The 24,506-nt window shown below is 35.7% G+C and carries 25 protein-coding genes and 1 riboswitch; of the genes, 8 read left to right on the plus strand and 17 right to left on the minus strand.

The window, feature by feature from the left end; genetic code table 11:
* Nucleotides 1–573: 573 nt before the first annotated feature.
* Together ccmA and ABWU47_RS05005 are read right to left on the minus strand one after the other, a co-directional pair.
* Nucleotides 574–1,197, minus strand: a complete 624-nt coding sequence (ccmA, locus tag ABWU47_RS05000) for a heme ABC exporter ATP-binding protein CcmA (RefSeq protein ID WP_006279892.1) — start codon at nt 1,195–1,197, stop codon at nt 574–576.
* Nucleotides 1,198–1,200: 3 nt separating this feature from the next.
* Nucleotides 1,201–1,632, minus strand: a complete 432-nt coding sequence (locus ABWU47_RS05005; RefSeq protein WP_006279891.1) for a hypothetical protein — start codon at nt 1,630–1,632, stop codon at nt 1,201–1,203.
* A 196-nt stretch (nt 1,633–1,828) separates the two neighbouring features.
* Here ABWU47_RS05005 and aspS point away from each other — a divergent pair, with 196 nt between their 5' ends.
* Nucleotides 1,829–3,631 (plus strand): aspartate--tRNA ligase, encoded by a 1,803-nt coding sequence (gene aspS / locus ABWU47_RS05010; RefSeq protein WP_006279890.1) that lies wholly within the window; start codon nt 1,829–1,831, stop codon nt 3,629–3,631.
* A 61-nt stretch (nt 3,632–3,692) separates the two neighbouring features.
* Nucleotides 3,693–4,955: an MFS transporter gene (locus tag ABWU47_RS05015; RefSeq protein ID WP_077188079.1), complete on the plus strand. Its 1,263-nt coding sequence runs from the start codon at nt 3,693–3,695 to the stop codon at nt 4,953–4,955.
* A 7-nt stretch (nt 4,956–4,962) separates the two neighbouring features.
* On the opposite strand, the gene ABWU47_RS05020 is transcribed toward ABWU47_RS05015, so the two are convergent.
* Complete coding sequence (locus tag ABWU47_RS05020) at nt 4,963–5,886, minus strand: RluA family pseudouridine synthase (RefSeq protein ID WP_006279888.1); 924 nt, start codon at nt 5,884–5,886, stop codon at nt 4,963–4,965.
* A gap of 408 nt (nt 5,887–6,294) precedes the next feature.
* Complete coding sequence (gene pdhA / locus ABWU47_RS05025; protein WP_006279887.1) at nt 6,295–7,275, minus strand: pyruvate dehydrogenase (acetyl-transferring) E1 component subunit alpha; 981 nt, start codon at nt 7,273–7,275, stop codon at nt 6,295–6,297.
* A gap of 55 nt (nt 7,276–7,330) precedes the next feature.
* On the opposite strand from pdhA, the gene hemJ reads away from it, so the two are divergent.
* Nucleotides 7,331–7,759 carry a protoporphyrinogen oxidase HemJ gene (gene hemJ / locus ABWU47_RS05030; RefSeq protein WP_006279885.1) on the plus strand — a complete coding sequence of 143 codons (429 nt, stop codon included), beginning with the start codon at nt 7,331–7,333 and terminating at the stop codon, nt 7,757–7,759.
* 167 nt (nt 7,760–7,926) lie between these two features.
* Here the strand turns inward: hemJ and ABWU47_RS05035 are convergent, their stop codons facing one another.
* Both ABWU47_RS05035 and ABWU47_RS05040 read right to left on the minus strand, forming a co-directional pair.
* On the minus strand, nt 7,927–8,562 hold the full coding sequence (locus ABWU47_RS05035; protein WP_082246250.1) for a transposase: 636 nt from the start codon (nt 8,560–8,562) through the stop codon (nt 7,927–7,929).
* Nucleotides 8,546–8,875, minus strand: coding sequence for a transposase (locus ABWU47_RS05040; RefSeq protein ID WP_049973609.1), 330 nt, complete (start codon nt 8,873–8,875; stop codon nt 8,546–8,548). Before ABWU47_RS05040 ends, ABWU47_RS05035 begins: the two co-directional genes overlap by 17 nt.
* 34 nt (nt 8,876–8,909) lie before the next feature.
* Here ABWU47_RS05040 and ABWU47_RS05045 point away from each other — a divergent pair, with 34 nt between their 5' ends.
* Entirely contained in the window at nt 8,910–9,056 is a 147-nt protein-coding gene (locus ABWU47_RS05045) for a hypothetical protein (protein ID WP_353285607.1), read from the plus strand.
* Between the two features lie 503 nt (nt 9,057–9,559).
* Here ABWU47_RS05045 and lepA read toward each other — a convergent pair.
* The 10 genes from lepA to pgsA form a co-directional block, all read right to left on the minus strand.
* Nucleotides 9,560–11,356, minus strand: a complete 1,797-nt coding sequence (gene lepA, locus ABWU47_RS05050) for a translation elongation factor 4 (protein WP_006279999.1) — start codon at nt 11,354–11,356, stop codon at nt 9,560–9,562.
* A 75-nt stretch (nt 11,357–11,431) separates the two neighbouring features.
* Nucleotides 11,432–12,835, minus strand: coding sequence for a malonyl-CoA decarboxylase (locus tag ABWU47_RS05055; protein ID WP_006280000.1), 1,404 nt, complete (start codon nt 12,833–12,835; stop codon nt 11,432–11,434).
* Between the two features lie 899 nt (nt 12,836–13,734).
* Complete coding sequence (locus ABWU47_RS05060) at nt 13,735–14,427, minus strand: thiamine diphosphokinase (protein ID WP_006280001.1); 693 nt, start codon at nt 14,425–14,427, stop codon at nt 13,735–13,737.
* Nucleotides 14,408–14,683 carry a SemiSWEET family sugar transporter gene (locus ABWU47_RS05065; RefSeq protein WP_006280002.1) on the minus strand — a complete coding sequence of 92 codons (276 nt, stop codon included), beginning with the start codon at nt 14,681–14,683 and terminating at the stop codon, nt 14,408–14,410. Before ABWU47_RS05065 ends, ABWU47_RS05060 begins: the two co-directional genes overlap by 20 nt.
* Nucleotides 14,672–14,774, minus strand: a riboswitch (TPP riboswitch). It overlaps the preceding gene by 12 nt.
* 76 nt (nt 14,775–14,850) lie before the next feature.
* Nucleotides 14,851–15,696 carry an SPFH domain-containing protein gene (locus tag ABWU47_RS05070; RefSeq protein ID WP_077188091.1) on the minus strand — a complete coding sequence of 282 codons (846 nt, stop codon included), beginning with the start codon at nt 15,694–15,696 and terminating at the stop codon, nt 14,851–14,853.
* Between the two features lie 7 nt (nt 15,697–15,703).
* A complete protein-coding gene (locus ABWU47_RS05075; protein WP_006280004.1) occupies nt 15,704–16,600 on the minus strand; it encodes a M23 family metallopeptidase in 897 nt (298 codons plus the stop codon).
* 3 nt (nt 16,601–16,603) lie between these two features.
* Complete coding sequence (locus ABWU47_RS05080) at nt 16,604–17,338, minus strand: YebC/PmpR family DNA-binding transcriptional regulator (RefSeq protein WP_006280005.1); 735 nt, start codon at nt 17,336–17,338, stop codon at nt 16,604–16,606.
* A gap of 59 nt (nt 17,339–17,397) precedes the next feature.
* The gene (locus ABWU47_RS05085) at nt 17,398–18,105 is read right to left on the minus strand and encodes an outer membrane protein assembly factor BamD (protein ID WP_353285766.1); all 708 of its coding nucleotides are present in this window, start codon (nt 18,103–18,105) and stop codon (nt 17,398–17,400) included.
* A 60-nt stretch (nt 18,106–18,165) separates the two neighbouring features.
* Nucleotides 18,166–19,107, minus strand: a complete 942-nt coding sequence (locus ABWU47_RS05090; RefSeq protein WP_077188088.1) for a hypothetical protein — start codon at nt 19,105–19,107, stop codon at nt 18,166–18,168.
* 111 nt (nt 19,108–19,218) lie between these two features.
* Nucleotides 19,219–19,761, minus strand: a complete 543-nt coding sequence (gene pgsA, locus ABWU47_RS05095) for a CDP-diacylglycerol--glycerol-3-phosphate 3-phosphatidyltransferase (protein ID WP_077188089.1) — start codon at nt 19,759–19,761, stop codon at nt 19,219–19,221.
* Between the two features lie 134 nt (nt 19,762–19,895).
* On the opposite strand from pgsA, the gene ABWU47_RS05100 reads away from it, so the two are divergent.
* Entirely contained in the window at nt 19,896–21,218 is a 1,323-nt protein-coding gene (locus ABWU47_RS05100) for a malic enzyme-like NAD(P)-binding protein (protein WP_077188090.1), read from the plus strand.
* Between the two features lie 14 nt (nt 21,219–21,232).
* Here ABWU47_RS05100 and ABWU47_RS05105 read toward each other — a convergent pair whose 3' ends face one another.
* Complete coding sequence (locus ABWU47_RS05105) at nt 21,233–22,141, minus strand: P44/Msp2 family outer membrane protein (protein ID WP_236717734.1); 909 nt, start codon at nt 22,139–22,141, stop codon at nt 21,233–21,235.
* 129 nt (nt 22,142–22,270) lie between these two features.
* Here ABWU47_RS05105 and ABWU47_RS05110 point away from each other — a divergent pair, with 129 nt between their 5' ends.
* The 3 genes from ABWU47_RS05110 to ABWU47_RS05120 all read left to right on the plus strand — a co-directional run bounded on the left by ABWU47_RS05110 (nt 22,271) and on the right by ABWU47_RS05120 (nt 24,329).
* Nucleotides 22,271–22,489 (plus strand): BolA/IbaG family iron-sulfur metabolism protein, encoded by a 219-nt coding sequence (locus tag ABWU47_RS05110; protein WP_006280012.1) that lies wholly within the window; start codon nt 22,271–22,273, stop codon nt 22,487–22,489.
* Between the two features lie 15 nt (nt 22,490–22,504).
* On the plus strand, nt 22,505–22,828 hold the full coding sequence (grxD, locus tag ABWU47_RS05115; protein WP_006280013.1) for a Grx4 family monothiol glutaredoxin: 324 nt from the start codon (nt 22,505–22,507) through the stop codon (nt 22,826–22,828).
* A gap of 118 nt (nt 22,829–22,946) precedes the next feature.
* Nucleotides 22,947–24,329, plus strand: a complete 1,383-nt coding sequence (locus tag ABWU47_RS05120; RefSeq protein WP_353285608.1) for an IS66-like element ISWen3 family transposase — start codon at nt 22,947–22,949, stop codon at nt 24,327–24,329.
* Nucleotides 24,330–24,506: the final 177 nt, after the last annotated feature.

Raw genomic sequence — 24,506 nt, forward strand, 5'->3', positions numbered from 1 at the left:
TCGTCACGCCGCCACGAACCGTCATACCGCCGCGGCGCTAACAAGAGATCCCGCTAACACGTAGCGGGATGACGGTTGTCGTTTAGCCATAAACATTAAGGAATTTACCAAATGAAAAAAAAGGCAAAAGAAGCCCCGTGGTTGGCTAATTACTTACATTATACTTTCAAGTATGGCGTTTTTTTATTCTAAACGCTTAATAACCGCGATTTAGCTGCTTTTTAATGCAACTAACCTTTAGTCATAAATGTTTAAGAAATTTACTAAACAGAAAAAAAGGCAAAAGAAACCCTAGGGTAGCTAATTATTCACTATCCATTTTTTAAGTTGGCGTTTTTTGATGTTTTAAATGCTTTATAAGCGTATTTCAGCTTGTATAGGTAAAAACCTAGAAATTTGATAAAGACATAGAGTGCACATAGTGCAAAAAATTAAACATGAGACGCCAGATACGTGAGTTTTTTTGTCATTTAATCTGTACAGAGAAGATAAATAAATAGCTTCAGTTTCATGATAAGGAGGCTGGCGGAGTTTGTCAAGTAAGTTTTTATTTCTAGCGGTTGTTGCCAAAAACTATACAAGAAGTCTATTGAAATCGCGTATATCAATCGTTGTAAAATCACACAATTGCTCTGTAGAGCTATGCCCTGTAATAATTACTATACCATTTTGCTCAGAGCGTATTGAGATTAGGTTCAGCACTAATTCACACGTTGCACTATCAAGATTACAAAATGGTTCATCTATCAGCCAAACGCTTGCATTAGAAATCAAGAGGCGAGCAAGTGCAACTCTTCTTCTCCAGCCTGCAGAAAGTTCGCCATATCTAATATTAAGTACAGGCTGCAACTGCAAACAACAAATAGCTGCCACAATCAGTTCTCTAGTATTTCGTATTCCTGCCCAGAATTCTACGTTTTGAGCAACAGTTAAGCTGTCCTTGCAGGCATTCTTATGGCCTATATAGACCATAGAAGATATATAGGATTTTGGATCATCATATATATCTTTTCCGCAGTGCCTTATATTGCCTGATACCGGCGGTAAAAGTCCAGATAAACTTCTAATTAAGCTGGTTTTACCACTACCATTTGGACCAGTGATTAGAATCTTTGATTTTAGCTCAGCTTTAAAACTGAGATTTTTAAATAATACTTTGTTATTACGAGCGCAGGATAAATTTTCACATTCAAGCATGGATTATCTGCCCTTCCCCTTATGTTTACCTTGAGTTGAAGCCTGAGCTTTAACAAACAGCTCCCAAAATCCTTTCTGTCCGCCTTCTCTATGTATCAATTGTGCAAAACGCTGCATTAAACCATTACCCATCATAACCATCTTTGTCCATTTACCTACCGGTTTTGCTATGTCAACTATTTCTGGATCTTCTTTATAAACTTGCACATCTTTTTGTTTCTCGCGTAGCGTTTCTTGTTGTTTCAGCAACTCTTTTTGCTTATTTTTTTGATATAATTCATTGAATTTTCTGTCTTCTTCCCACTCTTCTTTAAAAACTTTTCTAGGAAATATGATTTTTCTAATGCGATTTTTGTATATTTTTCTCAAAAAGAGAAATACTGCAGCTACAGCAAGTAATGTTACGCTATATAATATGATCTGTGTAAGTGGCATTTCCTGTATCTAATTCATTAAAAATACCCTTGCTATTATACCATAATTATAGAAATTGTGCAATTTTTTTGCGGGTAAAGACAATATAAAAGCAGTACTGCTCTATTTCGAAAATTGCGCAAATATCTGACGAACGGGCTTGTATGTAATAAGGTTTATTTCTATACTTCTTAAAGAATTTAGAAGTAAAACAAATATGAACTGCTGTAAAACTCATACGTGCAATGAACTGAGGAAGAACGACGTAGAAAAGGAAGTTACCCTTTCTGGATGGTTATATCGTAAGCGCGACCATGGTAACCTAATTTTTGTTGATTTAAGGGACTTCTACGGAATCACTCAGCTAGTATTTAATAATGACAAAGACTTTTTTGATGAGATATCAAATTTAAAATTGGAGAGTGTAATTACTGTTACAGGAATAGTTGAAGCTAGAACTGAAGATACGGTAAACAGCTCTATTTCTACCGGAGAAATCGAGGTGATAGTCAACAATTTGCGCGTTGAGTCGGAAGTTGAGTTCCACTTTGATGAAGAAATAGCAAAAGAAGAAAGAAGTATATTGGCAAGCATTACCGGCGAGCAAGAATACCCAGAAAACATGAGATTTAAATATCGATTTCTTGACTTAAGACGTGAAAAAGTCCGCAACAATATTATTTTGCGCTCACAAATTATTGCAGAGCTCCGCAAGCTCATGATAGAGCGAGGATTTTTAGAGATTCAAACTCCAATACTCACTGCTTCCTCTCCTGAAGGAGCACGCGACTACCTAGTGCCAAGCAGGCTAAATCCTGGCAAGTTCTATGCATTGCCACAAGCTCCGCAGATTTTCAAACAGTTGCTCATGGTCTCAGGGTTTGATAAATATTTCCAAATCGCACCGTGTTTTCGTGATGAAGATGCAAGGGCTGACCGCTCTCCTGGGGAATTTTACCAGCTAGACCTTGAAATGTCTTTTGTGACTCAAGAGGACATATTTGACGTTATTGAATCTGCTTTATATAAAGTGTTCGCCAAATTTTCTCGCAAGTCTGTCGATAAAGATTTTCCACGCATTACATACAAAGAGGCAATGCTTAAGTATGGTTCTGACAAGCCAGATTTGCGTAATCCACTATTAATCAGCGATGTTACAGAAATTTTCCGTGATTCAGGGTTCAATATTTTCAAAAGCAATATTGAGCGTGGTATGGTAGTGAGAGCCATCCCTGCACCTAAAACAGCAGAGGAACCACGCAGCTTCTTTGATAAAAAGATAGAACATGCGCAAAAAGAATTCGGTGCTAAGGGTCTCGGATATATAACGTTTGATAAAGATGGAACTGCGAAAGGCCCAATTGCTAAATTTCTTGATGAAAATAGGCTAAACCACATAAGAGAAGCAACAAACATAGAGCCAGGAGATAGTGTATTTTTTGCTTCTGACAAAGAGAATGAGGCGGCAAACATTGCAGGAAAAGTACGCACTCTTTTAGGGTCAGAACTCAGTCTTATAGATGATAATATCTTCAAGTTTTGTTGGATCATTGATTTTCCATATTTTGTATATGACGATAAAAGTAAAAAAATAGATTTCTTTCATAACCCATTTTCTATGCCACACGGTGGTCTGAAAGATTTAGAGGAAAAGAATCCACTCGATATCCTTGCTTACCAGTATGATCTTGTTTGCAATGGAATAGAACTATCAAGTGGGGCAATTCGCAATAACAAACTGGATATCATGTATAAAGCTTTCGCCATTGCAGGCTATAGTAAAGAAGAAGTTGATACAAAATTCGGTGCACTTGTACGTGCATTCAGATTTGGTGTTCCTCCTCATGGTGGAATAGCACCAGGGGTTGATAGAATAGTTATGCTGCTTGCTGATGAGCCAAATATTCGTGAAGTAATCTGTTTTCCTATGAACCAGCAAGGTGAAGATGTTCTAATGGGTGCTCCTTCCAAGGTGGAGGATAAGCATTTACGTGAATTATCCTTGAAGGTTATTGAATGAAAAATTTTATAGCAAGGAGCACCGGTTAATGATATATTAGGTTATGTTAAATTGAAAGACCATGAATAATATCCAAAAAGCAATACTATCGGGCATGATCTGTAACATGATTGTGTGGTATGAACTCACTCTTTTTGGAGTATTAACAGATACAATCATCAACGTTTTTTTCCCATCAGAAGATCATTATTTGAGTACACTCAAATTCCTTGGTGTTTTTGCAATTGGTTTTGCGTTTAGACCAATTGGTGCAGTAATTTTTGGTTATATGGGAGATAAGTATGGCAGAAGAAAGACTTTACTTACTTCAGTAATATTAATTTCAATATCATCCACAATTATGGGAATTATACCTGGGTATAAAGAAATAGGGTTGCTTTCACCTGTATTGCTTGTGTTTTGTAGAATAGTGCAAGGAATAACTGCAGGAGGTGAAACAAGCATTAATACAGCATTTACGATAGAGCATTCAAAAGATAAAAAAAATCTAGGTTTCTTAGGAAGTATGAAGCCCTTTGGCGGAGCCCTTGGAACGCTCTTATGCATAACAATGATATTTATCTGCAAAAGAGTTACAGGTGAGAACTATGAAATATGGGGATGGAAGTTGCTTTTTTATTTTTGCTTTTTTTTGGGGACAATAGGTTTTTTAACTAGGTACATATTAAAAGAAAGCTTAGCATATAAAACTAATAAGTACGCTAATAATTTAGCACATTCACCATTGTTAGAACTAGTAAGAAACTATAAAAGACCGCTTATTATTTCAATCAATCTGGGAATTGCTCAGAATGCAATTGTCTACGCAGCAATAATGTTTTATAATATATCAATAAAAGAGCTAGTTATTTTATCTATTAGTGTTAAAGATTTAATGAGGATAGTAGTACAGGTTGTATTTGCAGCATCTGCGGTACTTTTTGCAATTTTATCTGATAAAGTTGGAAGAAAACGCGTAATGATTCCTGTACTGATTATGCTATCTCTGATTGGTACATGTGTATTACCATTATTATCTTCCGTTAACCACTATGTCGTAATAATAACTTACTTATTGATTACTATACCAGTAGGTGCATCTTTTGGAATATATGGCTCTGTTATTTGTGAACTGTTTCCAACAAAAGTAAGATGCACTGGCGTAAGCTTAGCAAATAATATATCTGCAGGAATTTTTGGTGGCCTTTCTCCATACATATGCATGTGGCTTATAGAAAAAACCGAAACAAAACTTGCAGCAGGCATTTATCTTACTGCCTGCGCATTAATTAGCCTAATATCTGTGCTTCAAATTAAAGCCAAAGACAGAAAAGTTGATTGGTGAAATCGTTTCAGTCGAAAAATAGCGCTTCAATGGATTTTTCGATGTGTTTAGTGATAGGAGCGGTGATAGTGATTTCTTTATTGTTTGGCAGTTTTAAAGATAAAGAATGCGAATGAAGGTGAATTTTATTTGCTATCCCATCAATAAAAGCTTTTTTACCACCATATTTACCGTCACCAAGAATAGGGCAATTTATATGAGCTAAATGTGCACGTAACTGATGGGTTCTGCCGGTAATTGGTTGTAATTTTAAATAAGCAACATTGTGTTTGGATTTTGCTATAATTGAAAAATGCGTAGTGGCATTCTGAGGTGAATTTTCATCAACGACCACTTTTTCTTGACCTGAAACATATTTTTTCACCAATGGATAGTCTATTGTTCCACTATCCTTGCTCGGTATGCCAGAAGTTAATGCTAAATAAGTTTTTTTTACTCTTCGTCCTTTAAATTCTTCCATAAGGTATCTGGCAACATTAGCGTTGCGTGCGAATATTATCACTCCACTCGTATCTCTATCTAGCCTATGGACAATTTTAAATGTTTCTCCCTCTCTTATTTGGTCAAGCAAATCACTCATGCTAATCTTTACTTTTACGCCACCTTGAACGATGACCCCTGCGGGTTTGTTTATAGCTAGTATATATTCGTCTTCATATAATATGTTCTCTCTTAGTAGATTCACTAACTTTTCATTATATTTGCGATCAGAATTAGCGTTTTCAATATAATTCAAGTGCTTCAGCGTTATAGTTTGCCCAGAATTTACTCTATCACTGGACTTTGCTTTGCAATCATCAACTTTGATTAATCCTTTCCTTAAAGATTTTTCAATTACAGATTGCTTTAGATCAGGAAAGATTCTTCTGATGTACCTATCCAGCCTAACGTTATCGTCTTCTATTAATATGGTTTTTATACTTTGTAGCATTCCATTATTTATAATGAATATCTAGTGAAATGTCAATTATTGGTGTCATTCCAGTGTCAAGCACTGGAATGACACCGAAGGGGCTACTGCCGTCATAAAGGAACCAGTGTCAGCTACTCGGATGACAGGAGAAGGAGACTACTGAGATGACAGCTAGCCTGACAACCGTCATCCCGCTGCTTGTTAGCGGGATCTAGAGATACCGCGAATGAATCGCGGTATGACGGTTCGCGGCGGCATGACGTAGAGCTTGCGTTAGCTATACTTTTATACTCACCAACTCAGCTGGATCCAAGTAGTCGGAGCACTGGGATGACAAAAAAAGGAGGGCACTTGGATGACGGGAGAAGGAGCTATTTGGATGACATCGTTTACTATACAATGTTTGTACAGTTCTGGATAAAAAAATTAGCTAACAAATTTATAAACATCAGTATACAGCTCATCAACGCTTGGTTCTTTACTATTTTTGGCAAAATCTTCCGACTTTTTTACTAAATCACGTATTTCCTTATCAATTACTTTGCACTCTTCTTCTGAAGCCATTTTATTATCTGTCATGTATTTCTTTAAAGTGCTTATAGGGTCATGATTTTGCTTCATATCTTCAACTTCTTCTTTTAAGCGATAAGTAGCAGGATCTGACATTGAGTGACCGCGATATCGATATGTCTTCATTTCAAGCAGGATAGGCCCTTTTCCGCTGCGTGTGTGTTCCGCTGCTTCGCTTGTAGCCTCATAAACAGAGAAAAAATCCATTCCATCAACTTGTTTTCCAGGAATACCAAAACTTTCTCCTCTTTTATATAACTCTGTTACTAAAGTTGATCTTTGCACGGAGGTTCCCATTGCGTATTCATTATTTTCTATGATGTAAACCACAGGCAACTCCCACAAAGATGCCATATTAAACGATTCATATACTTGTCCTTGATTTGCAGCACCGTCGCCAAAATATGTAAATACCACATTATCTTTTTTCTTATATTTATTAGCAAATGCTATTCCTGTGCCAATTGGAACTTGTGCTCCCACTATTCCATGCCCGCCGAAGAATTTTTTTTCAACGTCAAATACGTGCATCGAACCACCTTTACCTTTCGAGCATCCTGTTTCTTTGCCGGTAAGCTCTGCCATTACAACATTTGGATCAGAATCACATGCGAGCATTAAGCCATGGTCTCTATAACTTGTGATAAAAGCGTCACCTAATTTTGATGCAGCTTGAGTTCCAACTGCAACTGCTTCTTGTCCTATTGATAGGTGACAGAACCCGCCTATTAATCCCATCCCATATAATTGTCCTGCTTTTTCCTCAAATCTGCGTATGAGTAGCATTTTCCTGTAGAATCCAATTATCTGTTCTTTAGTGAAATTTTCTGCTTTCATATCGATTTCTTTTTCATTAAACTAACACAATACCAGGAATTTTAAATTTTTGCTAATGAACTATTACCACTGGCTTGAGGCTTTTCATGTTATCTCTGTTATCATGTGGATGGCAGGTATGCTTTATTTACCCAGGCTTTATGTCTACCATGCAACTGTAAAACCGGGATCGGAAAATGATAGCTTGCTTCAAACAATGGAAAAGAGGCTACTTAGACATATCATAAACCCTGCAATGCTTTTCTCACTTGGTCTTGGAATTACACTAATGGTTATTAGGGAAGCATATCGTGAAGGATGGTTTCATGTAAAAGCATTTGCAATACTTTTGATGTTAATTATTCATATGCTACTTGCAAAATATAGGAAAAATTTTGCAATGGGTTCGAATAAGAAGTCACATATTTATTTTCGCGTTTTAAATGAAGCAGTTACAGTATTGATAATAGTTATAGTTATTATGGTTGTTGTAAAACCTTTTTGACTGACCTTACCCAAAAAAAAGCAGAAAGCTCGTATCTGTTCAGATGCATGGCTAATGTACAATACTGAAATAAAAATTCCAGTGCTCCCTTTCTTGTCATCCCAGTGCTTGACACTGGGATGGCTTTGTTGCATCGCTCTTCGGATAGTAGGTAACGTACAATAAATTCATGAAGCTATCTCAAACTTAGCCATGCCTATTTCAGTAAATTTGTTAAGCAAATAACACTTGAGTAGCAGTTCCTTCTCACGATTAATTTCAGATTTGCTCCTAAAACTAAACCCAAATATTCGCTTCAACCTTGAGAAAAATCCTTCAATATACGATCTTTTTCCGTAATTTACTTCTTCTTTCCATCTTTTTATACCATTCTCACCATGTAATTTCATTAACTGAATAGCGGCATTTCTATCAAGCATATAATCCAATTTTGGATGCTCTGCTGCGTTGTTTTTCGGAGGAATTTTCGTTTTTATACCATATTGATTACACAGCTTATAGAGCTTTTCTCTGTCATATGCCCTATCTGCATATAGTACTTTTATGACATACTGAAAATCGACTTCTTTTAGCAAATCACAAGCTCCATAGTGATCAGAGTAGACACCGTTACTGTATTTTACAGCTATGGCTTTTTTGCTGTTTGTATTCAACATTACATGCAATTTTCTTGTCTGTTCATAGCTGCGATACTTTCTATCTTCGCTATTTTCTTTGCTATGACCAGGAGTGTTGTTGTATATACTAATTCCTGTACTGTCTATAGCAATTTCGATATCTTCCATATTATTTTCTGCAATCATTGATCTTAATATTGAGTTTCTTAAACCTTCTTGATGATTGTGAATAGCTGATAACTTGCAAATTTTTCCCAATTTGCTCAAGGTATCCTGCTATAAACCCAACTGTTTGCCTCAGGCCTATTCTAAATAAACAAGTTATTATGTGCACCAAAATTACAACTTTATCGCTATAAATATTGTTGCCACCTGGTATTTTTGGACCATTCTCGTACCACTTTTCTATGGCTTCGTTGGTATAATGAAAAATATTTCCTCTTTTTTCTAGAAATTTGTTATATTCGCTATGGTTACTGACCCTCATTTTTTGTGGCATATTTTTTCTTTCAAGGTTAAATGGCTATTTTATAATGAATTTTGTCAGTAGCCACCAGATTTTTCAGTTGCTATGCAACAAAGCCATCCCAGTGTCAAGCACTGGAATGACAGCAGTCCTACGTCATACCGCCGCGGTATCTCAGCCGCTAACAAGTAGCGGGATGACGGTTGTCGTTTAGCCATAAACATTAAGAAATTTACCAAATGGAAAAAAAAGGCAAAAGAAGCCCCGTGGTTGGCTAATTACTTACATTATACTTTCAAGTATGGCGTTTTTTTATTCTAAATGCTTAATAACCGCGATTCAGTTGCTTTTAAACCGCAACTAATCTAAATTAGAAACATTAAGAAATTTACTAAACAGAAAAAAAGGCAAAAGAAACCCTAGGGTAGCTAGTTATTCACTATCCATTTTTTAAGTTGGCGTTTTTTTATGTTTTAAACGCTTTATAAGCGCGTTTCAGCTTATGTAGGTAGAAGTTTGATAAAGACATAAGGTGCACATAGTGCAAAAAATTAAACATGAGACGCCAGATACGTGAGTTTTTTTGTCATTTAATCTGTACAGAGAAGATAAATAAATAGCTTCAGTTTCATGATAAGGGGGCTGGCGGAGTTTGTCAAGTAAGTTTTTTCGTTTCTAACGGTTGTTGCCAAAAACTATACAAGAAGTCTTTTAAGATCAATCACTTATCTTCAAGGCTTGAATAAAAGCATTCTGTGGAATATTTACGTTCCCTATAGAATGTAACCTTTTTTTACCCTTCTTTTGCTTTTCAAGTAGTTTCATTCTTCGCGTTACATCTCCACCATAGAGTTTAGCTGTTACATCTTTTCTGTATGGGTTAATCGTTTCTCTGGCAATAATTTTTCCGCCCACTGCCGCTTGAATCGCGATTTTGTATTGCTGACGTGGTATTAAATCCTTCAAGCGTGCACATATTTCACGCCCCCTTTTTTCTGCCCTACTTTTGTGAACGATACAAGCCAGTGCATCTACGGGCTCTCCATTAATTAAAAAGCTTAATTTATCTATTTGGCTTACCAGATAGCTGGAAATTTCCCAATCTAAGCTTGCATATCCTTTGGAAATTGATTTTAATCGATCATAAAAGTCAAAAACAACTTCAGACAGTGGTAATTTATATCTTAACAATGCTGTTGTTGTGTTACCAATGTAAGATAAATCCTCCTGTTCTCCCCTCCTTTCTTCACATAGAGATAGAATCTCTCCCAAGTATTGATCAGGAACCATTATGGTTGCGGTAATCCATGGTTCTTCCACAATTTCAATTTTCGTTGGATCTGGCATATCACTTGGGTTATGAATATTCAAAATTTCACCACTTTGTGTTGTAACCCTATATATAACACTTGGCGCAGTTGCTGTTAGGTCTAAATCAAATTCTCTCTCGAGCCTTTCTTGAATAACTTCAAGATGCAACATTCCCAAAAAACCACAACGAAATCCATAGCCTAGTGCATTTGAAGTTTCAGCTTCGAAGGTAAAACTTGCATCATTTAAATGTAACTTCTCTAGAGCTTCCCTTAGATATTTAAAATCATCCGTTTTGTGAGGGAAAATGCTACAAAATACCACAGGATGCACTTCTTTAAATCCAGGAAGTGCTTCACTACAAGGTCTCTTTTCCTCAGTGATAGTGTCCCCTACCTTGCAGTCTGCTACTTCCTTCATTGAAGCAGTTATAAAACCAACTTCACCCGCTGAAAGTTCACCCGTCATCACTTTTTTAGGGGTGAAAATACCGATATTATCTATCTGGTATGTAGCATTATTAGACATCATAACAATTCTCATGCCTTTTTTTAGCACTCCATTTTTAACTCGCACTAAAATTACCACTCCTAAGTAAGTGTCATACCAACTATCAACTAAAATTGCTTGCAGTGGAGCATTTACATCACCTTGAGGAGCTGGAAGTTTTGCCACTATTGCTTCAAGTACATCTTTTATTCCAAGTCCAGTTTTTGCTGATATTAAAACTGACTCACTTGCGTCAATACCGATTATTTCCTCAACCTGGAGTTTTACCCCTTCTGGATCTGCAGCAGGAAGATCAACTTTATTGAGCACAACTATTATTTCATGATTGTTGTCAATAGCTTTATATACATTTGCAAGGGTTTGTGCTTCAACGCCCTGGCTACTATCCACCACTAAAAGTGAACCTTCGCACGCTGCTAAGCTTCGACTTACCTCGTAAGAAAAGTCAACGTGACCTGGGGTGTCCATGAGATTTAGGCAATATTGATTACCGTCGTTTGCCGTATAATTGAGTTTTACCGTCTGTGCCTTAATTGTAATCCCACGTTCGCGTTCTATATCCATTGAATCGAGTATTTGATTGGTCATTTCTCTTGCTTCAAGGCCGTTACATTCCTCTATTAAACGGTCAGCAAGCGTTGACTTACCGTGGTCTATATGCGCTATTATTGCAAAATTTCTTATGTTGTTCATTTATGGCTATTTTACTTAAGTAGAACCATTTTACATTTTAAGTGTTGTGAGGGCAATCCTTTATTAAGAGACTATTTACTCCTTCAACATAGACGACACTTTTTTCGAGCAGGAAATCACTTTATTAACCATATAGTTTTCATGATTATTATCTATTTTAGGCAACTCATATAGATAATTTACCATCATCCCGGCTGACTGACTAATACCCTTTTCAGAAGTATCCGCCATCCAGTTTAATTGTTTTATCGATGCACCATTGCTTAAATGAAAATGCGCCACCGGGTCATAAGCATCGCCACTATTGTTCTTAACTTTTAGTAAATAATATGCACATAGTTTAAGCATGCATTGTTTAGTTTCATTTGTACATTCAACATTAGTTTTTAATTGCTCTGCACTTTCTAAAATTTCTGCACTAGATTGTTTTATATTTAGTTTGCCCAATAAAGTGACATCTTGGTTTAGATTGTTTTTTAGCCATTTCGTAAAGCCAGGTATTGGAGAAAGAGTTGCATATGTTTTTATACTTTTAAACTCCTGTGATAGCTTTTCTACAACCCTTTTGATCAAAAAATTACCAAGGCTGATTCCAGATAACCCTGCTTGAGTGTTTGATATTGAATAGAATATAGCAGTGCTTGCATTACTCGGATCATTTGAAGGTACTGACTCATCTAAAAGGTGTTGAATGCTATCTGCAATCTTATCCACCAATGCAACCTCTACAAAAATTAGAGGTTCGTTTGGTATCTTGTAATGAAAAAAAGCAAAACAGAGACGATCAGAATCTAGTCTGTTTTTTAGGTCGCCCCAAGAGGAAATTTTATGCACAGCTTCATATTTTATAAGTTTTTCTAGCAATGATGCAGGTGAATCCCAAGTGATTTGACGAAGATCGAGTAGATCAACATCAACCCAAGTATAGAGTATATTTTTTAATTCCCTCTCTAGTGGATTCAAGCCTCTATATTGGTTCTTTAGCTTAAGCACATCAGAACGCATATCAACAATAAACTTAAGGCCTTCTGGTAAAGAAATAAATTGCTTCAATATTTTAGAACGTGGTGATTCAAGAATTTTTATTAAATCCTGTTCAAATTTATAGTTTAACTCGGGATCTTGGTTTTTCTTATACTCTCTAATTTTCTCATCTATTTCCGCTTTATTCGGATTAAATTTTTCTGCCAGGGTTTGTAGAAATTTTATTTTACCTTTCTCTGATAAGCTTAAGTACAAGTTACCAAGAGATACAGCGTTTTTACGTGCTGAAACCTCCCCTCCCTTTGGATTTAAGCACTCGTTCATCTTCAAGACTAAACTATCGATATCGCGACTGTTGCTTAAATCAGGACTGATGTTACCAATCCACGATCTTACAGCATCTGCCACTCCACCTAGTATTTTAAAAAAGCTTCTTACCGCTTTTTTGTCTTCAACTTTCACTATATCAGTTTTTACCAATGATTCTTTTGTCATAGATTCCCTTTATTATACATGGCTAATGCAAGTCAGGGTCATACCGCCGCGGTATCCCGCTAACAAGCAGCGGGATGACGAATTTATCGTTTGTCAAATCGTCGGTAAACCCAAGTTATTTTAGCTACATATAGCTTAAGTTAAAGGAAAATTTTAGCTACATAGCAGGCACTATTACTAGATTATTAATAATTCAGTAATACAATAGACTTCTTGCACTACCTCCCAAGCCACAACTGTCATTCAGTAGAAACAAAAAAACTTGCTTGACAAACTCCGCCAGCCCTCTTATCATGGAAGTGAAGCTATTTTATTTAACTTCGCAATCTCTGCAGCAGATTAAAATGACAAGAAAACTTGTATTTGGCGTACTATTGTTTAATTTTTTGCACTATGTGCACCTTATGTCTTTATCAAATTTCTAGGTTTTTACCTACATAAGCTGAAACGCGCTTATAAAGCGTTCAAGACATCACCCAACGTCAAATTTTAAAATAGAGAGTGTAATAACTAGCTACCACGGGTTTTCTTTGCCTTTTTTTTCTGCCTAGTAAATTCCTTAAACATTTAAACTAAGGTTAGTTGCTTTTAAAAGCAGCTAAATTGCAGTGTTTAAGACTTAAAAAACGCCAATACTGAAAATAGACAATGACTAGGGCTTCTTTTGCCTTTTTTTTTATTTGGTAAATTTCTTAAACATTTATGGCTAAACGACAACCGTCATCCCGCTACGTGTTAGCGGGATCTATTGCCGAGATACCGCGAATGAATCGCGGTATGACGTAGGACTGCTGTCATTCCAGTGTTTAACACTGGAATGACACGTCATAAAGGAACCAGTGTCAGCTACTTGGATGATACCTTTTTTCTACTTAGTTTGGGTTATGCAAGAAGTCTATTTACTTCTTAACTTGACGCACATGATGTCTTGCAGCATCATCTACTGCTTCTAAATAAACCATCACCAAACATATACCACTGTGTACTTCTATATATGCCTCATTGCTCAGGCTTCGATTAAAGCAAGAATTCTTTCCTGGAAAGGCAAGGTTGCTAAGATGCAGTTCCCATTTTAATCCTTTGGTTGATATTTGAGCTCTCGGTATACCAAGTAAAGATATTTTAGTATTTTTTGGCAAAGAAAAAAAATGGGTAATACCTTTTCGTAAAGTGTAACCTACCATGGGAGGTGAAGGTGTGTAAAAGATACTGCCCGTACTTAGAAAAATGTTAATATTCTGTAGTATGTGATCAATTGCTCCTCCAGTAATACCCGTTACTATTGATGGCAATAACTTTACTGTTTTTAAGTGAGCCATTGCTTTAGAAAAGTCGCAATAATCTTGATCAGGTAGATATATCGTATTCAAATTAGCACGTAAATCCAGATTTACGCTATCCAAATCTCCTACTACAAGATCAGGTTTTACGCCAATTGATAGAAGCTTGTTTGCTCCTCCATCTACAGCAATAATAGGTATATCTCGTTTAAAAAACGATGAGCTCGGTATTTTTCCATTTAGCACTACAATAGAACGATATTGTTGTTGTGTACTGCAGTGCAGCACATGATCATGGTGCAGGTTTTGCATCGTAGTAACATTTTTGAATAATTGATATTATGCTAATCACTAATCCAGCAATATTGCTAAGCACCACAAAAATTGAGCTCTGGTAAAGACCATAGCCAATCCAAGACAATGAACAAATAAGATAGTTTACTAACATTAACATCGATACATCACGAGTAACTTTAGTGATATATGCTTTATATACTTGAGGTGATAATCCAATTAGAGATGCAATTAACGCAATGAAGCCGAAGCATTCTTCAATATTTATATACATACATTTTCCTACGCTTGCTTTAACAATATCAGGTTCAAAGGGTTGTACTTTATGTACTCTCAGCTTTTCTAGAGCACCCCTAATGCGTGTAATTTATAACATCATTTAGTCTATTAATCAAGAAATTAATAGTGACTTGCATTTATGAAACCCAATCGGCTTCTATGCTAATTATTATCTAAACTAATCGTCGGTTGTGCATCTTGCTCAGAGATTAGGGCAACCAACAAATTATTTATCAATTGAACCTTTTGCTTGCCATCTAATTGTAAGCTTTTGTTTTTTTCAAAATGAGCTATTACTTCCTCGACAATTCCTATTGCATTTTGCACTATATGCCTTCTTGCCGAAGTGATAGCATGTGCTTGTTGACGCCTTAACATTGCTTGTGCAATCTCGGACGAATACGCCAAATGCGATATTCTTGCTTCTGTAATCTCAATTCCTGCAATATCTAATCTTTGTTGTAACATTGACCGCAATTCATCTGAAATTTTATCAGAATTTTTACGTAAAGATTCCTCATCGCTTTCGCTATCATACGGATAATTGCTCGCCAATTCTCTAATTACCGAGTCACTTTGTACAAAAACAAATTCGTGATAGTTGTTAACATTATAATACGCCTTTGCAGGACTGCTCACTCTCCAAACAATTACTGCAGAAATCTCTATTGGACTTCCATTTGCATCATTAACTTTTATTTTTTCTGTGTTAATATTCTGAAATTTTAGGGAAACTATATATTTGCTTGAAAAGGGAAGCGTTACACATATTCCAGACTTAAAATAAGTTCCAATATAATGACCAAAAAATTCTATCACTCTTGCTTCATTAGGGTCATTAATAAAAAATCCTTGAAGAAAAGTCAAAATTGAAACGGCAGCAACTCCAAGTGCAATTGTGCTGTCATATGCCAAAAAAAGCAGCGATAAAATTAATCCTAGCGCTATTAGTACAGGAAAAAACCGGAGTTGACTTAAATTTCTATCGTTTATCGTATTCTTATCCATATTGTCTTTAAACTTCTTTTTCACTTGAACCCTCTCTGTTGATCGTTTTATTTATCTTATTTACAAATAGTTTAAACTCTCTTAATTCATGATCAGGCAATTTTACTTCAGTTTTATGCGCTATCGTAAGCGGATCGATGTGTTTGCCGTTATATATAACTTCGTAATGTAAATGAGGTCCTGTTGCAACACCAGTGCTACCAACATAAGCGATGATCTGCCCCTGCTTTACTTTAGAGCCTAACTTTATATCGCCACTAAATCTACTTATATGCGCGTAACAGGTTGAATATTCATTTTTGTGTTTTATTTTGATGTAATTTCCATAGCCACCATTCTTTCCTATATATTCTATCACACCCTCTGCAGCAGCGTATATGGGAGTGCCAAGTTTAGCTGCATAATCCACTCCTTTGTGAAAAGCAATTTTACCGCGAACAGGATGCTTTCTATTGCCAAATTTTGAGGATATGCGATAATCTCCATTTAAAGGATTTGCAAAAATTTCGCCATTTTTTAAGCTTATTCCTTCTTTATTAAAATACCTTTCTTTGCCGTCTTGCGATTTATAATGATATAAACTAATAGCTTTCTTGTTTATTGTCAGTGAAGCATATAAAATTTTTTCTTCAGTCTTCTGATTATTAGGCAATCTCTCAAAAAGAACTTCCAATTTACTCTTCGGCACAATGTCTTTTTTAAAATCAACACCGAAATCTTTATATATGTTGATCAATTTCACCACTGTATTTGGCGCCAACCCTTGCTCAATTCCCGTGGCAAAAAAGGAAGATTTTATGGTACTGGATATTAAAAAAGTCTCTTTACTGTTATCTGGAGTCTTAAGGGCGTGTATATTAAATATTGGTAAAATATAAAACAGTATAAATATAAACAGCTTCATCATTTAAACAGCATCAACAAAAGTAAAATTACCTTCCACATACTGTACATCGTCGTTATCTTCTAGTTCTTCAACCAATGCAGATAATTTATCAATTAACTCTTTATCGCTAATTTCAATCAGATCTTTTGGCTGCCGTGAAAGACGAGCAAGTTCTGGTTCTCCGAATTTTGCATAAAAGGCATCGCGTACTTTACCAAAATCTTTTATTTCACAAGTTATAACGTGTAATCCTTCTTTGTCATTTTCCTCAACATTCAATACTTCTAATTCGATTCCATGACTGAATAAATCATCAAAATTCACACCCTCTGCTTTATAGACAATTAAACCTACATGATCAAAAAGGTAACTAACACTTCCTGTTTCTCCCAAGTTTCCACCCTTGCGAGAAAATATATAACGTACCTCAGAAGCAGTACGGTTGCGGTTATTAGTCAAGGCATGGACAATGAGTGCAGTGCCAGAAGGCCCATGACCTTCATATTGTATTTCCTCGTAATTTTCTCCAGCAACGTTACCAGTTGCATTTTTTATTGCTGTTTCTATTTTATCTTTTGGTAGATTTTCCTTGCGTGCAGCAAATATAGCAGAGCGAAGGCGCGGGTTGAGTTCGGGTAGCCCTTGCTTTGCAGCAACTGCTATTTCTCTGATCAGCTTCGTAAATTTTTGAGAGCGCTTTGCATCCTGAGCGCCTTTCCGATGTTTTATATTTGAAAATTGTGAATGACCAGCCATATTCAAATAGTTAAAAACCTAATTATATATCAAAGCATAGAAAAAGCTAAAGCAAATTTTCAAGCCTCTGGCTTGGCATCTTGCAGGTTTTCTGCTAATAACATACTTTCATACTGCTCAACTTCTAAGTCAAGGCCAAGAGCTGAATGGGCTGCTATTAAATAGTTAATAGACTTAGAAAAATATTTAGAATCTTTATAGCTTTCTATATTCTGGAAACGCTTAATTGCTGCTAAATATTCACCACGCTTCAAGTAAAATTTACCGATAGAATACTCTTTTGTTGATATATGTTCTGTGATTAGCTTTGCTTTTTCCTTTATCTCGCCTACATATTCGCTGCCTGGAAAGAGATTAATGTATTCTGTAGCCAGCTCTAAAGTTTTATATGCAGTTTGCTGTCCAAGTTGCACTTTATTAATTTGCATGTAATAAGATAATACTCTTAAGTAGTATACATATGGTAAATCTTCACCATTTGAATAAACATATATATAATCAGCCATATCACTTGCAGCACTGCTATAGTTACCCATATTATAGTGAGAGACCCCAGATAATAATTTTGCTTTCATTGCCCAATAAGAAAAAGGATACAAATCCTCTATCTTATGAAATGCCCTAACAGCTTGTTTATATTTTTTCTGGTCAAAAAGTTCAACTGCTTCTTCATATAGTTCAGTTTCAGTTTTTTCAAGATCATCCGCATACGATTGTGTAAAGGAGCAAATTAGGAAAATAAAGCACGTGATTAAAGTCCTATACATAAGATTTTTTTCGATCAAAATAAAGTATAGACCTAAATATTACTTAAATAAATAAATTTCTTAGGCAATAGCCGGCCCTTCTTCTTTATAACTACGGTCAGAACTACCTGCATTTCTTGATTCACCTCGTCCTTCCACTTTTGGATCTTTCAGCGTCTTACTGTAGGAATGTATAGTTAAGACCTGTACAGCCATAAAAATTGCAATACCTATCAAGCCTAAAGTAGTTCCAACAGCAGGATTTAAGGACGATGCTAATGCTATTAACATTATCCTTCTTATTAAAAATACAGAAGAACCAGCAAGCGCCAATCCGGCTACAGATATATTGCTAGTTTTCTTGCTAGATTTCTCATCAAGATCAGACTTTTCTGTTTCCTTTTTCTTATTTTTTTCATGCTTATCAATATAAGAAACAAGAGTTGCAAGAAAAGCAATTGCATTGGCAAGAAATAAAATTGCATCCTCTGCTGCTTCAAGTGAAGATGTTTCACCCATTATCATACCTACAATAACCAGTGCAGTTGTTATAGCCTCAATATAGATCAAACACTGACCTATATCAGAAATATTGTGCTCTTTTTCCTTTACTTCCTCTCCATTTTCAATAATCTCCAACTCTCGTTCTTTTTGTGCTATCTTCCTATTATTGTAAATTAAATATAGCGTACAAATAAGAGATAAGACTGTAAAAGGTAATATAGTGTGGCTTAGCGCGCCACTTATCACGCCAAGTAATACCTGATCGCTATATGTTTTTTCCAGTTCAATCGCCATCAGCAATGTAAATGGGACCATTGTTGCCAATGATGCACATTTTCTATATAGCTCTCTTTTTTTTAGTGCTAATAGTTCTTGTTCTAGCCTTTCTCTTTTGACTTCTTTATCAACTGTTGGCCAAAAATCCCAAAAAAACTCTTCTAATGGTTCAAAATCTCTTTTTTTCTTATTCTTTCCTGGAACCTTTTTAGTAGAAGAAAATTTGCCACTAGGTATTTTCATAATATTAACCTAATTAGTTGTAAGTTAATACAATTATACACCTTTTTGCTTTCTGAGTCAATATCACTAAGATATTAACTACTCTTGTCTATTAACTATTTCCTAGGAGATTTAACCAATCTGTTTGATGCCGGCTAGGATATAATTATAGCCTGACCACATAGTTATAATAGCTGCAACCCATAAACAAATCGCACCTGTATATTGAATCATATAATAATCGTTCATTATTAGCGCTACTACAGCAACCATCTGCAAAAATGTTTTAATTTTTCCAGCTTTGCTTACAGGTAGACTAACATTTGTAGCTATCAGAAACTCCCGTAAACCCGAGACTAATATCTCCCGACAGATGATGATAATCGATGGTACTATTGTAAAATCATTTATCTTATGCTTATAAACTAGCATAATTATCGTTGAAACCACTATTAATTTGTCAGCAATTGGATCAAATAGCTTGCCAAACTTTGATTGGACTTTCCACGCACGCGCCAGGTAACCATCAAAAAAATCCGTAATGCACGCAAACACAAAGATTGATATTGTTATCAGGCCTGCATATTTATTTTCTATATAAAAACTTAATATTATTGCTGGTATTGCAAGTGCACGAGAAATTGTAAGCAAATTAGGCACGTTTTTTTTAAGCATGTAATATCATCTTACGTAATAGGTAAACTTATACAGAAGTACAACAGAGTTCACAAGTTAATAGTTTACAATTGAACATTTATAAAAACTCCATATACTTAAAAAATACAAGCTTAAAATATAAGGATGTAATGATGAACGATGATTTAGATAGTACCACAAAACAAGAAGCGCTTAAGTATCACAGCAGAGGTGGTAACCCTGGTAAAATTTCAATCATGCCAACAAAACCTTTATCTACCCAGTATGATTTGTCACTTGCTTATTCCCCTGGTGTTGCAGCTCCGTGCCTTGAAATAGCTAAAAATCCTGAGGTTGTTTATGATTATACAGCAAAAAGCAACTGTGTTGCTGTCATTTCAAATGGCACTGCAGTGCTTGGACTTGGTAATATCGGTCCTCTTGCTGCAAAACCTGTCATGGAAGGCAAAGCTGTTTTATTTAAGCGTTTTGCTGATATTGATGCAGTTGATATAGAAGTTGGTACAGAAAATATAGAAGATTTCATCAATGCAGTAAGGTATCTTGGGCCAAGTTGGGGGGGGATAAATTTAGAAGATATAAGATCTCCCGATTGTTTTATAATAGAGAAACGCCTGAATGAACTGATGGATATTCCAGTGTTCCATGATGACCAGCATGGAACTGCGGTGGTTGTTGCAGCTGGCATAGAAAATGCTCTTGATATTGTTGAAAAGAAATTAGAGGACGTTAAGATCATTATGAATGGTGCTGGAGCAGCCGGTATTGCATGTTTAGAAATACTAAAGTCCATGGGCGCTAAAAATATAGTGCTGTGTGATAAGCAAGGAGTAATATACAAAGGTAGAAACGAGGATATGAATGAGTGGAAGGAAAAGTATGCAATTGATACTTCCGAACGTTCTCTACTTGATACAATAAAAGGCGCTGATGTATTCATCGGACTATCTGCAAAAGATGTGTTAAATGAAGAGATGTTAAAGAGTATGGGCAAAGACCCGATTATTTTTGCTCTTGCCAATCCCGATCCAGAAGTAAGGCCTGAGTTTGCAAAATCTGTGAGGCCAGATGCAATAATTGCAACTGGTAGGTCAGATTACAACAACCAAGTCAACAACGTAATGGGTTTTCCTTATATATTTAGAGGGGCACTTGATGTACATGCAACAACAATAAATGATGAAATGAAAATTGCAGCTGCAGATGCAATAGCAAAGCTTGCCCGTGAGCCAGTACCAGGTGAGATATCTGCAGTCTATGGCGGTCGTAAAATGGGCTATGGACGTGAATATATAATACCTACTCCATTTGACCCAAGATTAATTTCTATAGTAGCTCCTGCTGTTGCAAAAGCCGCAGTTGATTCAGGTGTTGCAAGAAAGGCAATACAAGATTGGAGTAAATATGAAAATCAATTAAAATCTCGTCTTTCTAATGTTCTCAGCACGCTGAATTTACTATCTTCACATATGTAATTTATTGGATAAAGTTAAAAGTGATAAACCAACCCAAACTCTAAGCCATATATGCCAAACCTATTGGTAATGGTTGCAGTTGTTGATTCAACACGTGCAGTTTCATCGACTTTACTTCCTCCACCGGCAGGAATATATCCTTCACCAGCTAGTATCTTTATTCCTGGTACAATATCTTTAAATTGGTTATCAAGGATACCAAAATAGCGTAAACCAGCAAATGCTTGAGTTTGTGCTGTAAGTTGGTGATTGATACCAAGTTTTGCTTGGTAAGCCAAGGCATATCTGGTTTTTCCTAGAAATTTAACCCTAGTTACACCTGCACCAATACCAACATATGGGGTGAATGGCATTTTTGCTATATTAAAATCACGATATACATTGACCATTCCAGCTAAGTTATTAAAACCTTCATTTTTCATCTTAAATGCAGCTCTGAACTCTGCTTCAACACTACAATTTTCTTGAATGTGAATATCAACCTTTCCACTTCTCCAAGGTGAATTGCATTCCGCTCCGGTAGACGCATCATTGTGACGAAGAAGTTCAATATATCTTGCTTTTTTCTTATCTGAATAATCTTCATCATATAAGTTAGTCTGAGAATATAAGCCTTCAAACTCAACTCTCATATTTTTGAATAAATACCCTATTGCAGCACTACCGGCAAACCCTGGAACATATTTAGGACTGTATCCAGCTTCAATTCGCTCCTTCTTATTAAAACTAAAAACCCCCTCTGTTATATTGTCACCTGCATCTTCTTTTCCTTCTAGAGAACCTATTGCATTGAAGAATGCTCCAAAATAGTTAGCTTTGATGTAAACATTCTCTAAGTTATTTATTTTATCATCGTAAGATAAGCACCTAAATGAAAAAGTTAGCAAAACCAATAGATATGTGAATTTAAATCTTTCGCCCACCACAAAGCCTCCCTGCATAACTTGTCATTCCATTATTATAGTATGCTTCTATTTTTTATGATAGCAACTTTTTATTGCGCTCAATCGTTTTAGATTTATAATGAAAGTATTGTAATTTAAAGCAAATCAATGACTATTGCAATTCACGAATTAGAGAGAATCATCAAACAATCGTTCCCCGACGCTGATATAAAGATTCATGATCTTGCTGGAGATGATGACCATTATCATTTAAAAATAAACTCCAAGTGTTTTCTTGGAAAGACAAAAATAGAACAGCATAAAATGGTATATAAAGCTCTGGAAGGTCAGTCTATACACGCCTTGCAACTGGAAACTAATACTTAAAAATAAGGTGAATTTATGAGCAATTTTGAACAAATAAAAAAAGATATAACAGAAAATGATGTGGTATTGTATATGAAAGGCACTTCTGATTTTCCTCAATGCGGATTCTCTGGACTCGTCGTGTCAATCCTAAAAAAATTGAACGTGAAGTTTAAGTATATTAACGTGTTGGAGAATGATGAAATACGTGAATCTATAAAAAAGTTTTCTGATTGGCCAACAATTCCACAATTATATATAAAGGAAGAGTTTATTGGTGGTTGCGACATCACTCGCGAGATGTACGAAAAAGGCGAACTGCAAAGTTTATTGAAGGAAAAAAAAATTATTGCGGAATAAGTACCAAGAAACCAGTGCCCAGACGCTGGATAACGTAGTAGTATCCGTTAAGCGGAGTGGCAGAATAAGGTAGACAAGGTGATCTAAAAAGATAATCATAGAGCAAAAGTGAAATAATATGGTAAACCTTTTAGAACTTTGCAAAAATTTACAGCAAAAAATAGAAAGGTTAGAAGCAAAAATAGAAAGATTGGAAAAAGAGAATGAAAGTTTAAAAGCAGAAAATAAGGCTTTAAAGATAGAAAATGCTGAGTTAAGAGAAAGACTCGGTTTAAGCTCAAAAAATTCATCAATACCAAGTTCCAAAGAGTTGTATAAAATAAAAAAGAATAAGCCGAAAAGCGAAAGGAATATTGGCGGTCAGGTTGGTCATAAAGGAAGTTTTCGCGCCAACATGGATGCAGATAAAGTAGTAAAGATAGAGTTGCCTAATACTTGCGAATGCGGAGGAGAAATTGCAATATGTGAAAAACCATATATTCATCAGAAAGTTGATCTTCCAGAAATCAAGCCTTATGTAGTGGAATATCAGTTAGAACATGGCCGTTGTCGGAGATGCGGAAAGAGAAGAAGTAGCAAGTTACCGGAAGGTGTTACGCCAAATACATTTGGTCCAAGGGTTAAGTCAATAATTGCAGCGTTCAGCGGATTCTACAAAAATTCAAAACGCGAAATAGCGAGTGTCGTAAATGATATCTTCAATTTGAACATAAGCGTCGGTAGCATATCAAATAGTGAACATAGAGTTGCTTCAAAATGCAAAAAAATGTATGAGCAGATCGAACAAGAGATAAGTAGGAGTAAAGTTCTACATATTGATGAAACGAGCCATTATAACAAAGGTAAACTCGCTTGGTGTTGGATGTTTGCAAGCAATACGGCAAGTTTTGTAAAATTTACAGAGTCAAGAGGAATGAAAGTTTTACAAAATAGTAAATTCTGCAATCGCAATAGCTTGGTAATAACTGACAGGTATGCAGCATACAATTATTTTGCCGATAAAAACAGGCAAATCTGTTGGGCACATTTATCAAGAGATTTTGAAAGATTAGCACATAGTTGGAATATTGAAGTTAAAGTTCTGGGTTGTTACTTGAGAAACGTGGCCACTGAATTATTTGCACTAAAAAAAGCTTTACTAAAAAGTGAGATAGATGTTTTGAGGTTTGTCAGACGTGCCAGAAAATTAAGAAAACGTGCAAAGTATTACTTGAAGGAGATATCTCGTTTACCTGAAGCAATTGGAGCCTCTCGAGTTGCAAAAAATGTTCTGAGATCTGAAAGAATGATGTGGAAATTTTTAGATGACCCAGAAAATATTCCGCTGACAAATAACCACGCTGAACGGCAAATTCGGCATTATGTCGTTTATCGCAAAAACTCATATTTTACACAATCAAAGCGGGGAAATACATTCCTTGAGCGGATAATTTCATTATACTTAACTTGGAAACAAAGGGGTCTCAATCCTTTCCAAAATCTCCTATCTATTGTTTCTTAAACCACTCTCCTGAACGGATACGCTAAATCGCTCTTAATCAAGCGTTTTAGAATAAAAAAAACGCCGATATTTTAGTACATAGTAAATAGCCAACCACCATGGGGCTTCTTTTGCCTTTTTTTTATTTGGTAAATTTCTTAAACATTTATAGTTACAATTTAAGAGCCCGTAAAGGGT

It is taken from the genome of Wolbachia endosymbiont (group A) of Gastracanthus pulcherrimus (genome assembly GCF_964028265.1).
Classification (GTDB): domain Bacteria; phylum Pseudomonadota; class Alphaproteobacteria; order Rickettsiales; family Anaplasmataceae; genus Wolbachia; species Wolbachia pipientis.